This window comes from Capnocytophaga sp. FDAARGOS_737, from assembly GCF_009730375.1.
Classification (GTDB): domain Bacteria; phylum Bacteroidota; class Bacteroidia; order Flavobacteriales; family Flavobacteriaceae; genus Capnocytophaga; species Capnocytophaga leadbetteri.
Genome location: NZ_CP046316.1, coordinates 257,217 through 271,091, shown reverse-complemented (window position 1 = coordinate 271,091; position 13,875 = coordinate 257,217). Strand labels below are relative to the sequence as shown.

Here is a 13,875-nt window from a genome sequence, read left to right as displayed (position 1 = left end):
TCATTCTTAAGTAATTAGCTTTTTTTCACTTTACAACTCTGTTACACCCTGAAACAACTATTTGCCAGAGAAACATATTTGCCGCAACTTTGCACCGTCAAACAAAAACAATAAAAAAAATGGCACAAAGTTTCAACATTCTTACCCAAGACCTCCGCGGCGAGGTAGGTAAAACCATCGTATTCCGCCATCGTGGCGAAAAAACATTCGTAGCTCGTTATCCACGACCACGAAACCCAGAGCTCAAAGCTACCGAAAAGCAGCTAAAACGCCGTAGCAAATTCCAAGAAGCGGTTTTGTATGCCAAAAGTGTGCTTGCCAATCCTACTCAAAAAGCATTGTATCAGGCAGATCACAAGGTAAAAAGAAAGCTAATGAGTGCGTTCAACGTAGCCATAGCGGACTATCTAAACCCTCCAGTAGTACGTCGTATAGATGTCAGCAACTATCGCGGAAAAATAGGCGATAAAATCTACTTCATCATCTTAGACGATATTTCAGTCCAATCAGTAAAAGTTGCCCTTCATCAAAGCGGAGGCACTCTTATCGAGCAAGGTGATGCAGTAAAAGAAGGTATGCTATATGTCTATACTGCTACAGCTAATCAGAGCAGCTTTACAGGCAGCATTCTCACCGTTACAGTTACAGATCTTCCTAAGAATGTAACCGAGAAAAAGCAAACCCTATAAAGCAAAAAAAAGAGCAACTCATTTCTGAATTGCTCTTTTTATAAGAAGGCGGCGACATACTCTCCCACTTGCGTAGTACCATCTGCGCTAAAAGGTTTAACTGCTCTGTTCGGAATGGTAAGAGGTGAGACCTTTGACTATAACCACCTTAAATCATTTAGACTATATCATATTAATCATAGCCCATATATTTTAACATATGAGGATAAAAAGCAAATATTTAACTAACTATTACCTTAAAAAGAATGCTGCGCGAAAAGTCTACGGGTTATTAGTATTACTCGGCTATGATGTTACCACCGTTACACCTGTAACCTATCAACGTGGTCATCTCCCACGACCCTTAAAAGAAATCTCATCTTGTGGCGGGTTTCGTACTTATATGCTTTCAGCACTTATCCCATCCGCACTTAGCTACTCTGCTATGCCCTTGGCAAGACAACAGATACACCAGCGGTGCGTCCAACTCGGTCCTCTCGTACTAGAGTCAGATCCACGCAAATTTCTAACGCCCACAGTAGATAGAGACCGAACTGTCTCACGACGTTCTGAACCCAGCTCGCGTGCCACTTTAATGGGCGAACAGCCCAACCCTTGGGACCTTCTCCAGCCCCAGGATGTGACGAGCCGACATCGAGGTGCCAAACCCCCCCGTCGATGTGAGCTCTTGGGGGAGATCAGCCTGTTATCCCCGGCGTACCTTTTATCCTTTGAGCGATGGCCCTTCCATACGGAACCACCGGATCACTATGCTCTACTTTCGTACCTGATCGACTTGTATGTCTCTCAGTCAAGCTCCCTTATGCCATTGCACTCTACGCACGGTTACCAAGCGTGCTGAGGGAACCTTTAGAAGCCTCCGTTACACTTTTGGAGGCGACCACCCCAGTCAAACTACCCTCCACGAATTGTCCTTTGCCTTGTGCAAAGTTAGACCTCAGATAAGCAAAGGGTGGTATTTCAACAATGACTCCACAACTACCGGAATAGCCGCTTCTTAGTCTCCCACCTATCCTACGCATCACTTATCCAAGACCAATACGAAGATATAGTAAAGGTGCACAGGGTCTTTTCGTCCCACTGCGGGTAATCGGCATCTTCACCGATACTACAATTTCACCGAGCTCATGGCCGAGACAGTGTCCAAATCGTTACACCATTCGTGCAGGTCGGAACTTACCCGACAAGGAATTTCGCTACCTTAGGACCGTTATAGTTACGGCCGCCGTTTACTGGGGCTTCAATTCAAACCTTCGCATTGCTGCTAAGCTCTCCTCTTAACCTTCCAGCACCGGGCAGGTGTCAGACCCTATACTTCATCTTTCGATTTTGCAGAGTCCTGTGTTTTTGATAAACAGTCGCTTGGACCTTTTCACTGCGGCCTATCTAATGATAGGCGACCTTTCTCCCTAAGTTACAGGTCTATTTTGCCTAGTTCCTTAGCCATGAATCTCTCGAGCGCCTTAGAATTCTCATCCCAATCACCTGTGTCGGTTTACGGTACGGGCATTAGCCTTCGCTTTTCTTGGAAACGTTGTCACCACACTCACCTCGGCCGAAGCCTCAGCGTACTTTCGAAGTCATAACAACTCCTTAAACGTACTATTCCGTCAGTACGCGGTAGTTATCTCATTCCGTCACTTTTAACAGACTAATGGTATAGGAATATTAACCTATTGTACATCCACTACCCCTACTCGGGTTCGCGTTAGTCCCCGACTAACCCTCAGCTGATTAGCATAGCTGAGGAAACCTTGATCTTTCGGCGGGCAGGTTTCTCGCCTGCCTTATCGTTACTTATGCCTACATTTTCTTTTCTATCAGGCTCCACTATGGCTCACGCCTTTAGCTTCCACGCCAATAGAATGCTCCCCTACCGGTATATTACTTCAAGTAATAACCCCATAGCTTCGGTAATATGCTTATGCCCGTTTATTATCCATGCCCAACCGCTCGACTAGTGAGCTGTTACGCACTCTTTAAATGTATGGCTGCTTCCAAGCCAACATCCTAGCTGTCAGTGCAGTCAGACCGCGTTTGGTCAACTTAGCATATATTTGGGGACCTTAGCTGATGGTCCGGGTTCTTTCCCTTTAGGATATGGACCTTAGCACCCATACCCTCACTGCTGATGAGCATTTAATAGCATTCGGAGTTTGTCAGGAATTGGTAGGCGATGAAACCCCCGCATCCAATCAGTAGCTCTACCTCTATTAAACTCGCATCAACGCTGCACCTAAATGCATTTCGGGGAGTACGAGCTATTTCCCAGTTTGATTGGCCTTTCACCCCTACCCTCAGGTCATCCGAAGTCTTTTCAACGACAACCAGTTCGGTCCTCCACGCTGTGTTACCAGCGCTTCAACCTGCCCAAGGGTAGATCACCAGGTTTCGCGTCTACTACTACCAACTATGAGCGCCCTATTCAGACTCGCTTTCGCTACGGATTCGTATCTGAAATACTTATCCTCGCTGGTAACAGTAACTCGTAGGCTCATTATGCAAAAGGCACGCCGTCACAGCTGACGCTGCTCCGACCGCTTGTAAGCGTATGGTTTCAGGGTCTATTTCACTCCGTTATTCACGGTTCTTTTCACCTTTCCCTCACGGTACTGGTTCACTATCGGTCTCTCAGGAGTATTTAGCCTTACCGGATGGTCCCGGCGGATTCAGTCAAGGTTCCACGTGCCCCGACCTACTCAGGATACCCATAAGATTTATAAAGCTGTACCTATACGAGACTTTCACTCTCTATGGTGTGTCTTTCCAAACACTTCTAATCCAGTTTTACAACCTATATCTGGGTCCTACTACCCCCATATTGCCGTAACAATATGGGTTTGGGCTGCTCCCATTTCGCTCGCCACTACTCTGGGAATCACTTTTGTTTTCTTCTCCTCTGCCTACTAAGATGTTTCAGTTCAGCAGGTTTGCCCACCAATCGGTGTAGTACATCTTCAATGTACTGGGTTGCCCCATTCGGATATTTGCGGATCTAATCGTATGTGCCAATCCCCGCAACTTTTCGCAGCTTATCACGTCCTTCTTCGCCTCTGAGAGCCTAGGCATCCCCCATACGCCCTTACATAACTTTTCGCGCTTGTAGTCTTTCTTAATTCTGAATTTTAAATTCTAAATTAAGAAAATACCTCGTTCTCTTTGATTCTTTTTAATATTTTTTCGTTAGATTATCAATAATCTATTATTGATCTCTTATGCTTTTTATCCCAATATGTCAATGTACTGTTTTCCTCACCCTAACCCTCTCCAAAGGAGAGGGAACTTGTGGGTGCGTGTTGTGGAGAATAAGGGATTCGAACCCTTGACCCCCTGCGTGCAAGGCAGGTGCTCTAGCCAGCTGAGCTAATTCCCCGTGTTTAGTCGTTAGTTATTAGTCGTTAGTCGTTAGCCATTTAACTATCTAACTCTTCAGCTCCTAGAATTTCCTCAATTCAGCTTATCTTTTCGTAGTCCCAGGCAGACTCGAACTGCCGACCTCTACATTATCAGTGTAGCGCTCTAACCAGCTGAGCTATGAGACTGCTTGTTTTTTTGTTGTCCAGCAAGATTTAAAGAAAAGGTGTTATCCTTCTATTCGTCTATAACATCGGTCGTCTCTAAAAAGGAGGTGTTCCAGCCGCACCTTCCGGTACGGCTACCTTGTTACGACTTAGCCCCAGTCACTAGTTTTACCCTAAACAGCTCCTTTCGGTGACCGTCTTCAGGTACCCCCAGCTTCCATGGCTTGACGGGCGGTGTGTACAAGGCCCGGGAACGTATTCACCGGATCATGGCTGATATCCGATTACTAGCGATTCCAGCTTCACGGAGTCGAGTTGCAGACTCCGATCCGAACTGTGATCGTCTTTATAGATTCGCGCCTGCTCACGCAGTGGCTGCTCTCTGTAACGACCATTGTAGCACGTGTGTAGCCCAAGATGTAAGGGCCGTGATGATTTGACGTCATCCCCACCTTCCTCACGGTTTGCACCGGCAGTCCCACTAGAGTGCTCGACTCGACTCGCTAGCAACTAATGGCAGGGGTTGCGCTCGTTATAGGACTTAACCTGACACCTCACGGCACGAGCTGACGACAACCATGCAGCACCTTGAAAACTGTCCGAAGAAAAGCGTATCTCTACACCTGTCAGTCTCCATTTAAACCTTGGTAAGGTTCCTCGCGTATCATCGAATTAAACCACATGCTCCACCGCTTGTGCGGGCCCCCGTCAATTCCTTTGAGTTTCACACTTGCGTGCGTACTCCCCAGGTGGGATACTTATCACTTTCGCTTAGCCACTCAGTCTTACAACCAAACAGCTAGTATCCATCGTTTACAGCGTGGACTACCAGGGTATCTAATCCTGTTCGCTCCCCACGCTTTCGTCCATCAGCGTCAATTAATTGTTAGTAATATGCCTTCGCTATCGGTGTTCTGTGTAATATCTAAGCATTTCACCGCTACACTACACATTCCAACTACTTCACAACCATTCAAGACTAACAGTTTCAAAGGCAGTTGCTCAGTTGAGCTGAGCGCTTTCACCTCTGACTTATTAGCCCGCCTACGGACCCTTTAAACCCAATGATTCCGGATAACGCTCGCATCCTCCGTATTACCGCGGCTGCTGGCACGGAGTTAGCCGATGCTTATTCGCAGAGTACCGTCATCAAAGTACACGTACTCCTTATTCTTCCCCTGCAAAAGCAGTTTACAACCCATAAGGCCGTCTTCCTGCACGCGGCATGGCTGGATCAGTCTTCCGACCATTGTCCAATATTCCTCACTGCTGCCTCCCGTAGGAGTCTGGTCCGTATCTCAGTACCAGTGTGGGGGATATCCCTCTCAGAACCCCTATCTATCGTAGCCTTGGGGAGCCGTTACCTCTCCAACTAGCTAATAGAACGCATACTCATCTTTCACCGCCTCAGCTTTAATATAAAAATGATGCCATCCCTATATACCATTAGGTATTAATCCAAATTTCTTCGGGCTATCCCTATGTGAAAGGCAGATTGTATACGCGTTACGCACCCGTACGCCGGTCGAAGCCCGAAAGCTCCTCCCTCGACTTGCATGTGTTAGGCCTGCCGCTAGCGTTCATCCTGAGCCAGGATCAAACTCTTCATCGTTAAAATCTTTAATTTCTTCTAACCGATTTTTAAGTTATTGACTTCAGGTTTCACTCGATTCTTTAAATCTTCTTTTGTGCTGTACAACATTATGTCAATGTACGTGTTGTTTATTCTTGCAAGAGCACTTATCGTCTCATTTGCGGGTGCAAAGGTACGGCGTTTTTTTAATTCTGCAAATTTTTTAGCACTTTTTTTTGAAGTTTTTTTGAGGGGAATTGTTAAGTGGTTGGAAATCAATGGTTAGAGAGATGAAGATTTTTTGGGGGAAAATGGGAGGAATGGGAAGGCTGGGAGGTTTGAGAGGGCTGAGAGGGCTGGGAGGGCGAGCCGCACAGGCGATTATGAAACAGGTGGGGCAAATGGGAGGCTTGGGAAGGCTGAGAGGACTGGGACAAGTGGGACAGGTGAGACAAGTGGGACAGGTGAGACAAGTGGGACAGGTGAGACAAGTGGGACAGGTGAGACAAGTGGGACAGGTGAGACAAGTGGGACAGGTGAGACAAGTGGGACAGGTGAGACAAGTGGGACAGGTGAGACAAGTGGGAGAGCGAGCCGCACAGGCGGTTATGGGACGGGTGGGACAAGTGGGACGAGTGGGACAGGTGAGACGAGTGGGACAAGTGAGACGAGTGGGACAAGTGAGACGAGTGGGACTGGTGGGACGGGTGAGACAGGTGGGACAGGTGAGACAGGTGGGACAGGTGAGACAAGTGGGACTGGTGGGACGGGTGATACAGGTGGGACAGGTGAGACAAGTGGGGCAAATGGGAGGCTTGGGAAGGCGGAGAGGACTGGGACAAGTGGGACAGGTGGGATAAGCGATTGTTAGACGGTTGTACTTCGGTAATCTTTTGCTGATTGTTCGCTTATCCTTCGGTGTTCCTGTATCGTTTCTGTATTGTTCCTATATCTGTATCATTCCTATATTAGTTGTATTGGATTTCTTTTCCTAATCGGGATGGTAGGCTTTGCGTTTGTAACGCCAATAGTGGGTGGTTTGTTCCATATCAGTGGTTTGTTCGGTACAAAAGCCGGTGCTGTCGGTGACAATACGAAGGGTCTTAGTCGTTCTTTCCTCCTTTATTATATAATAGCCTCTCTCCTTTTCGTCTGTAATACTAAAAGTACTGCGCTCTTCGGTGATGTTGCCACTGCAGTTGCTTTGTGCGGCTCCTATTTGCCCTATATTGATTTCACCTATATATGAAGAGGCTTGAGCTGTGAATATTTTCTTTAGCTTTTTGCCTTTCCTTTCAAAAAACAACAATTCCTCGGTGGCGCGAGGGCTGGTGCGGTGGTTGTTGGAATAGAAGATTTTGACTTCGTAGGCCGTGGTGCGCTTGCCTAAAAGCTGTTGGTTAGGATTGAGTTCGATGCCTTGTATGCGTGCCTCTGGACTTTCTTTCCATTCGTTTTCGGTTATATAAGCACTTTCAACTTTATGATTATTAGTATTATACAGGATTATATAGGCATCGTGCTGTACTTGCTCGGCGTGAGGGGCTGTGCGAGTAAGAGGAAATGCAATAAGCTTGTAGAGGGTGTCGCTCTTGAGGCGTTGCTCGGCATAAAGATGCCAATCGATGTGGCGCTTGTCGATTTTTAGTTGTTTTTCAATGACTTGTACGTCAGTCATATTGGGTTGGGCTAAGCTGAATAGCGGTAATAAAAATATTAGGTATTTCATTTTAAATTGATTTTTAGGGGTTATTGGTTGCGTCCGGCTTCATCGGGATAGAGGGTGTATACGGGGTCGCTTTGCCAGTACTGTAGCGTATCGATGTCCATAATGGTAATGCGCCCTTTGAAGGCTGCTCCTGTATCGACGTTGGTTACTCCGTTGAAAGACAATGGTTTATCTGTTCCTAATCGAGTGGTAGGGGTATGCCCTATATAAATATGTGTATAGAGCTTGAGGCGATTGGGGTAGTGAGGGTCGGTAGGCGACAGGGTGCTGCTCTGGGCAAGCTCCCATAGGGTTCTGTCCCAATAATACATTTCGGGGAAGTGCTCGTAGGCGATGCCGCGTAGGTTGGTAAATCCGGCGTGCAAGAAGAGGCGGTTTTGAGCGTCTAAGTAATAATTTTGTAGAGAGGCAAGGAAGTCTAAATGTGCTTGGCGGCGGGTTTCGGTAACGTTTTGGTAGGCTTTTTCGGTTGCCTTGCCGCCGTGTAATCGCCAGAGGGTATCCATATTCTTTCCCTGTAGGAAATCGTAGCAAAGGGCATCGTGGTTGCCGCGCAAGAAGAGACAGCGCTGCTGGTGCTGGTAGGAGATGAGAAAATCGAGGACTTCGGGGGTCTGACTCCAGCCATCGGCATAATCACCAAGAAAGATAAGATGGTCGGTGGGCTGAATGTCGGCACGCTCAAGGACTTGTGTGAGGGCTTTGATTGCCCCGTGTATATCGCCTATTACTAAGGTTCGCATCGGTATTAGGTATTTGTTTTTTTTGTTTCGGAGGCAAAAATACGAAAAATAATTTGTTAATTAGCAAATTTGTCGATTTGTTGATTTACTTAGTGTTAATTATTGTATAAAGTTTGTTTTATTCTATTTTTTTTATTTTTTTTGCGCTTATTTTATCAGTTTGAGGTTATGAAGCATCTATCTAAACATAAATGGACTACGGTTACTACTGTGGGCTTTGCTCTTTTTGCTATGTTCTTTGGGGCTGGTAATCTTATTTTTCCGCCTTTTATAGGGATAAGAGTGGGGTATGAATGGCCTTGGGCACTCATCGGGCTTTTTATCACTGCTATACTTGCGCCTTTTTTAGGGGTGCTGATGGTGTCGAAAGTGGGGAAACAGTTTACTGACTTGGGGCTGCTGTTGCACCCTACCCTTGTGAGGCTACTGACGCTGCTCATCATATTATGTATAGGTCCGCTGGTAGCCTTGCCTCGTACAGGAGCGACTACTTTTGAGATAGGGATACACCCTCTCCTACCCGACTTTTCGCCGATTTGGTTTTCTATTCTTTTCTTCGGCACTGCTCTTATTCTATCGATTTCAAAAACTAAAATAGTAGATATTATAGGTCGGTTTCTGACGCCATTTCTGTTGTTTGTCTTGTTTTTGCTCATCATATTTGGGATGCTATACCCTACTGCTGCCATTGAGCCTACCTCGATGACGGCTACGGAAAGTTTTGTGTTGGGCTTCACGGAGGGCTACCAAACAATGGATGTGCTTGCCTCAGTGATTTTTGCGAGCATCATCATAGCGGCTGTGGTGAATAAAGGGTTTAGTTCGCCTGCGAAACGCACTAAAATGACGCTATTGTCAGGAATGGTATCGACCTTATGTTTGCTTTTTATCTATGGAGGGTTGATTTACTTAGGGGCGACCTCGGGATATCCTCTGAATGAGGGAAGTACGCGCACAAAGCTGTTATTGCACATATCGCACTCTGTATTAGGGCATTGGGGCACAATGGCGGTGGCGGCGGCTATTGGCTTTGCGTGTTTGACGACTGCGATTGCGCTTATCTCGGCTGTAAGTTCGTTTTTTGAAGAATTTACCAAAGGGCGTTTGCCTTATAAAATGGGGGCGGTGCTGTGTACGCTTATAGCGGTGGTGCTATCGGTGAATAGTGTGGATAGTATCATAGCCTATGCGGGACATATATTGGTGTTTATCTACCCGATAGTGTTTACGATTATCTTATGTGTATTGGTTTTCAGCAATTGGGTGCGGACGCCTGCGCCTTATATAGCGAGTGTGCTGACGACTGCACTGCTGTCGCTCATTGATACGTGTAACAATCTGAAGTTGCCTTTGGGAGGATTATATGAACTTAAAAAACAGCTACCCTTAGCGGCATATGATTTGGAATGGGTGTTGCCTTCATTGGTAGTATTTTTAGCGGTAGCGGTGTTTAAGAGGAGGTAGGTGTTAAGGTTTAGTTATAACAATTAACAACTGACAATCAGCGTTTTAAATACTATTATAAAAAATAATTAGTAAAAAATTTGGTAGATATACTGAAAAGCTGTACTTTTGCACTCGAAAAACATAGATGGTGGTCTTAGCTCAGTTGGTTAGAGCGTCGGATTGTGGTTCCGAAGGTCGTGGGTTCGAGCCCCATATTCCACCCTGAATAAAAGAATAACGCCTAAAAAGGCGTTATTTTTTTGTTTATACTATAAGCATAATAAAAAGGCTGCCTAATTAATAGGCAGCCTTTATCGTTTATTTTTGTGAATTATCTTCTTCCTTTTTTATCAAAGTTCACTGCACATGAATCAATTTCTGATACACGTAGAGTGTTTACCATTCCTTTGCCTTGCATTGGCATAGACACAAGGCTTATCATTATGTCGCCCATATCTACATAGCCTTTTTCATTGGCTATATGGTTAATATCCTCTATAAGCTCGTCAGTAGAGACAAAACGATCATAATAGAAAGTAGTAACTCCCCACAAAAGGTTCAACTGAGTAAGCAAACGTCTATTTGAGGTGAAGATAAGTATGTGCGAATTAGGACGGTATGATGAAATACGGAATGCCGCATAACCACTATTCGTTAGCGAGGTTATTACTTTGGCATTGGTATCATTTGCCATCTTAGCTGCGTGGAAACAGATGGTATTAGTAACGTAGCGCAATGAACGGATAAAAGGTGTTTCAAGAGGCACTTGTATAAGGTCAGAATCCTCTACACTCTTGATAATTCTGCTCATCTGCTGAATTACTTGTACTGGGTATTTACCTACTGAGGTCTCGCCTGAAAGCATCACCGCATCGGCACCATCGAGTACAGAGTTTCCTACATCATTCACCTCAGCACGTGTAGGCGTAAGGCTCGAAATCATACTTTCCATCATCTGAGTAGCAATGATTACTGGTATATGATGCGATTTAGCCTTGCGTACCAACTCTTTTTGTATAAGTGGCACTTCTTCAGCTGGTATTTCTACCCCAAGGTCACCACGAGCTACCATTATACCATCGCAGTTTGCCATAATCTTATCGATATTTACCAATGCTTCTGGCTTTTCTATCTTAGCGATGATAGGTATTTTATGACCCGCATTCTCTTCTATCAGGTCTTTAAGGTCTTGTATATCTTCAGGATTTCTAACAAACGAAAGCGCAAACCAATCTACATCTTGGGTAATTGCAAAGAGAGCATCGCGTATGTCTTTCTCAGTAAGAGCTGGCAATGACACTTTAGTATTAGGCAAGTTCACCCCTTTTTTTGATTTGAGAGGTCCCCCTTGTACTACTATAGCCATTACTTCGTCTTCGCGGTTAGTTGATACAACCTCAAAGATAAGTTTACCGTCATCTAAAAGGATACGCTCCCCTGGGTTTACATCAGTAGGAAACTCTTTGTAGTTCATATACACACGTTCTTTTGTGCCTACAAAAGGTTCTCCGGTTACAAAAGTAATATGGTCGCCTGGAGCTACTATTATATCGTCTTCCATTACGCCTACACGGAGCTTAGGGCCTTGTAGGTCGGCAAGGATAGCTGTATGAAAACCGTGTTCTTGGTTTATCTTGCGAATCATCTCTACGCGAGCACGCACATCGTCATAATCGGCGTGAGAGAAATTGATGCGGAATACATTCACCCCAGCAGCCATCATATCTTTGATTACTTGGGGGTCTTCGGTAGCAGGGCCTAAGGTTGCTACTATTTTTGTTTTTTTAGTGTTTAGCATTCTTGAAAAAGCAATTTATGTTTTATATTCAACGTATTGAGTGCAACAGTATGAGCGTTAGTCGCTGGTATTTGCTGTATCTTAGCGATAATGTGCTGGGCATTAAACGTGCCCTCAGTATCTATTTTCAGAAAGAAATCTACTTTTTTTAGCTTATCTATAAGGTAGTGCACAGTGTTAGTTGTGCTAAAGAATCCCTCATCTAACTGCTGACTGCCACTTAGTTTGTTAGCAATACAATGCCAAGTAACGCGCAAAAGAGTATCTTCCCATCGGTAATAAGGATACGTGTTTTGTGTATGAGGACAATACAAACAAGGTTTTTCGTGCTCTCTACACAAGTGCAGCTTAAGTACTTTATTGAGGTAATACGCTAGCTTATAGTCCTGTAAATGAGTATAAACTGCGATGAGGTGATAATCGCAAAAATCGTCTACCGATAGTTTGAGTACTTTCATAACACTTCATTTCGGGTGCAAAGATACAAAACAATTTTGAATATTGAATGATGATTTTCGAATTATAAATTAAAAAAAGGTGTACAACCTTTTATTGTACACCTTTTAAAATATGTAATATAATAGCGATTTCTCTTTTTTAGCATTAATAGTAATCAGCAAACTGCACTTCTTTATCAGTTTTATTGACCAATAATATCTGAGCAGCTTGAGCGGTATACCCCAAATCTTTACCTTTTTCTACAGTATATTTTACCAAAATACCATTAGTAAGGGTGGTTTCGAGAGCACGAATACGGATAATTGTTTCTTTTTCACTGGCTGGTGCTATGATAGCCAACACACTTTGAGTTTTAAAGTTAATAGCGGTAGGCTTGCTGCCCATCGTTGTTGCCATTCCAAAAATACGGTCAAATTCGTCTTGGCTGTCTATCTTGAGAGTTTCTACTTCTTTATTTTCAAAAGTATTATTCACAAAATAATTCTGAGCCACGCTATAAGCGACCGCATTCTTACTATTACCACAACCTACTACTATGGTAGCTATAAGGGTCATACACCACACTATTCTTTTCATTATCAATTAGTTTTTGTATTCTTTTTAGAAACACTCAAAAAGTATGCCAATTTTTAATTATTAAAGCCTATAGGTGCGCTCCGAAAGGGGCAACTTGCCTTTTACATCATAAATAATTCCCTCTGGTTTGAGGTATTGACACACATCTGTTTGAAGAATACACTGGTGAGGCACACATAGCACTACCACATCATTATCTGTAGGGAGTTGCGCCAGCTCGGTAGTAAGTGTCAAACCGTATTCTTCAGCCACGCGTTCGGCATTAGCAAAGGGGTCGTACACCGTAATGTTATCAGTAAAATGTTGTAGTGTGCGGTAGATGTCTATCACCTTAGTATTGCGTGTATCAGGACAGTTTTCTTTGAAGGTAAAACCCAGCAGCAATACTCTGCTATCCTTCACTGGTAACCCACGCAAACACAACTGATTGATAATCTGGTAAGCTATATAGCCCCCCATCGAGTCGTTAGTTTTGCGGGCTTCCATCATCAGGCGGGGCGATACTCCGTGTAGCTTTGCTTTCTGAATAAGGTAGTAAGGGTCTACCCCTATACAATGCCCCCCTACCAACCCTGGGCGGAAAGGCAAAAAGTTCCACTTACTGCTGGCAGCATCTATTACTGCATTCGTATCGATGTCTAAAATATTGAAAATCTTAGCTATCTCGTTCATAAAAGCGATATTCACATCGCGTTGAGCATTCTCTATCACTTTGGCTGCTTCGGCTACTTTGATAGACGAAGCGAGGTAAGTTCCTCCTATGAGTACCGAGTTATAGAGAGCATCTATTTCTCTGGCTATTTCAGGAGTAGAGCCTGAGGTTATTTTGCAGATATTCTCTACCGTGTGTTGTTTGTCTCCAGGGTTAATACGCTCTGGCGAGTAGCCCACATAAAAATCTCTGTTAAAGGTGAGCCCAGCCGTCTGTTCGAGTATAGGCACGCATACCTCTTCGGTAACCCCAGGGTAAACAGTCGATTCATAAATAATGATATCGCCCTGCTTTAGCAAGCTGCCCACTGTACTACTTGCTTCGCGCAAAGCCGTAAGATCAGGCTGCTGATAGAGGTCTATAGGGGTAGGTACCGCCACTATATACACATTGCAGTCGCGCAGCTCATTAGGGGTAGCGGTACAGCGCAGATGGGTACTCAGGCGCGCTTGTATCACCTCCGTACTAATTTCGTTAGTAACATCTACCCCCTCAGACAAACGTGCCACTCGCTCCTGATAAGGGTCATAGCCCACCGTAGGATATTTTTTGGCAAACAAACACGCTAAGGGGAAACCCACATAACCGAGCCCTATAATGCCTATTTTATATGATTTCATATTAATAAT

Annotated in this window: 9 protein-coding genes, 3 tRNA genes and 3 rRNA genes; 4 read left to right on the top strand and 11 right to left on the bottom strand. The window is 44.6% G+C overall.

Annotated elements, in window-relative coordinates; translation table 11 throughout:
• The first annotated feature begins 119 nt into the window (after positions 1–119).
• On the top strand, positions 120–689 hold the full coding sequence (locus tag FOC45_RS01245; RefSeq protein ID WP_009392394.1) for a hypothetical protein: 570 nt from the start codon (positions 120–122) through the stop codon (positions 687–689).
• A 43-nt stretch (positions 690–732) separates the two neighbouring features.
• Here the strand turns inward: FOC45_RS01245 and rrf are convergent.
• The 5 genes from rrf to FOC45_RS01220 form a co-directional block, all read right to left on the bottom strand.
• Positions 733–840 (bottom strand): 5S ribosomal RNA (rrf, locus tag FOC45_RS01240).
• Between the two features lie 100 nt (positions 841–940).
• Positions 941–3,786, bottom strand: a 23S ribosomal RNA gene (locus FOC45_RS01235).
• 202 nt (positions 3,787–3,988) lie between these two features.
• Positions 3,989–4,062 (bottom strand) — tRNA-Ala (locus FOC45_RS01230).
• A 95-nt stretch (positions 4,063–4,157) separates the two neighbouring features.
• Positions 4,158–4,231: transfer RNA gene (locus tag FOC45_RS01225), tRNA-Ile, on the bottom strand.
• A gap of 79 nt (positions 4,232–4,310) precedes the next feature.
• Positions 4,311–5,822, bottom strand: a 16S ribosomal RNA gene (locus tag FOC45_RS01220).
• The 16S, 23S and 5S rRNA genes sit together here with 2 tRNA genes alongside, the layout of an rRNA operon.
• Before the next feature lie 251 nt (positions 5,823–6,073).
• Here FOC45_RS01220 and FOC45_RS01215 point away from each other — a divergent pair.
• Positions 6,074–6,643, top strand: coding sequence for a hypothetical protein (locus tag FOC45_RS01215; protein ID WP_155846580.1), 570 nt, complete (start codon positions 6,074–6,076; stop codon positions 6,641–6,643).
• 131 nt (positions 6,644–6,774) lie between these two features.
• Here FOC45_RS01215 and FOC45_RS01210 read toward each other — a convergent pair whose 3' ends face one another.
• Complete coding sequence (locus FOC45_RS01210) at positions 6,775–7,512, bottom strand: hypothetical protein (RefSeq protein ID WP_009733811.1); 738 nt, start codon at positions 7,510–7,512, stop codon at positions 6,775–6,777.
• 20 nt (positions 7,513–7,532) lie between these two features.
• On the bottom strand, positions 7,533–8,255 hold the full coding sequence (locus FOC45_RS01205; protein WP_009733810.1) for a metallophosphoesterase: 723 nt from the start codon (positions 8,253–8,255) through the stop codon (positions 7,533–7,535).
• Positions 8,256–8,423: 168 nt separating this feature from the next.
• Here FOC45_RS01205 and brnQ point away from each other — a divergent pair, with 168 nt between their 5' ends.
• Both brnQ and FOC45_RS01195 read left to right on the top strand, forming a co-directional pair.
• Entirely contained in the window at positions 8,424–9,719 is a 1,296-nt protein-coding gene (gene brnQ, locus FOC45_RS01200; protein WP_009733809.1) for a branched-chain amino acid transport system II carrier protein, read from the top strand.
• A 129-nt stretch (positions 9,720–9,848) separates the two neighbouring features.
• Positions 9,849–9,924: transfer RNA gene (locus tag FOC45_RS01195), tRNA-His, on the top strand.
• Between the two features lie 108 nt (positions 9,925–10,032).
• Here FOC45_RS01195 and pyk read toward each other — a convergent pair.
• The 4 genes from pyk to FOC45_RS01175 form a co-directional block, all read right to left on the bottom strand.
• Entirely contained in the window at positions 10,033–11,499 is a 1,467-nt protein-coding gene (gene pyk, locus FOC45_RS01190) for a pyruvate kinase (RefSeq protein ID WP_009733808.1), read from the bottom strand.
• Positions 11,493–11,957 carry an IPExxxVDY family protein gene (locus FOC45_RS01185; protein WP_009733807.1) on the bottom strand — a complete coding sequence of 155 codons (465 nt, stop codon included), beginning with the start codon at positions 11,955–11,957 and terminating at the stop codon, positions 11,493–11,495. The genes pyk and FOC45_RS01185 overlap by 7 nt, the downstream gene beginning before the upstream one ends.
• 145 nt (positions 11,958–12,102) lie before the next feature.
• Positions 12,103–12,534, bottom strand: a complete 432-nt coding sequence (locus FOC45_RS01180) for a hypothetical protein (protein ID WP_008623381.1) — start codon at positions 12,532–12,534, stop codon at positions 12,103–12,105.
• A 60-nt stretch (positions 12,535–12,594) separates the two neighbouring features.
• The gene (locus tag FOC45_RS01175) at positions 12,595–13,866 is read right to left on the bottom strand and encodes a nucleotide sugar dehydrogenase (protein WP_009733806.1); all 1,272 of its coding nucleotides are present in this window, start codon (positions 13,864–13,866) and stop codon (positions 12,595–12,597) included.
• Between the last annotated feature and the right edge of the window lie 9 nt (positions 13,867–13,875).

Bases quoted from the DNA above. Each gene is read 5' to 3' on its own strand.
- FOC45_RS01245 (WP_009392394.1), top strand. From the start codon at position 120: ATGGCACAAAGTTTCAACATTCTTACCCAAGACCTCCGCGGCGAGGTA.
- FOC45_RS01215 (WP_155846580.1), top strand. From the start codon at position 6,074: ATGAAGATTTTTTGGGGGAAAATGGGAGGAATGGGAAGGCTGGGAGGT.
- FOC45_RS01210 (WP_009733811.1), bottom strand. From the start codon at position 7,512: ATGAAATACCTAATATTTTTATTACCGCTATTCAGCTTAGCCCAACCC.
- FOC45_RS01205 (WP_009733810.1), bottom strand. From the start codon at position 8,255: ATGCGAACCTTAGTAATAGGCGATATACACGGGGCAATCAAAGCCCTC.
- brnQ (WP_009733809.1), top strand. From the start codon at position 8,424: ATGAAGCATCTATCTAAACATAAATGGACTACGGTTACTACTGTGGGC.
- pyk (WP_009733808.1), bottom strand. From the start codon at position 11,499: ATGCTAAACACTAAAAAAACAAAAATAGTAGCAACCTTAGGCCCTGCT.
- FOC45_RS01185 (WP_009733807.1), bottom strand. From the start codon at position 11,957: ATGAAAGTACTCAAACTATCGGTAGACGATTTTTGCGATTATCACCTC.
- FOC45_RS01180 (WP_008623381.1), bottom strand. From the start codon at position 12,534: ATGAAAAGAATAGTGTGGTGTATGACCCTTATAGCTACCATAGTAGTA.
- FOC45_RS01175 (WP_009733806.1), bottom strand. From the start codon at position 13,866: ATGAAATCATATAAAATAGGCATTATAGGGCTCGGTTATGTGGGTTTC.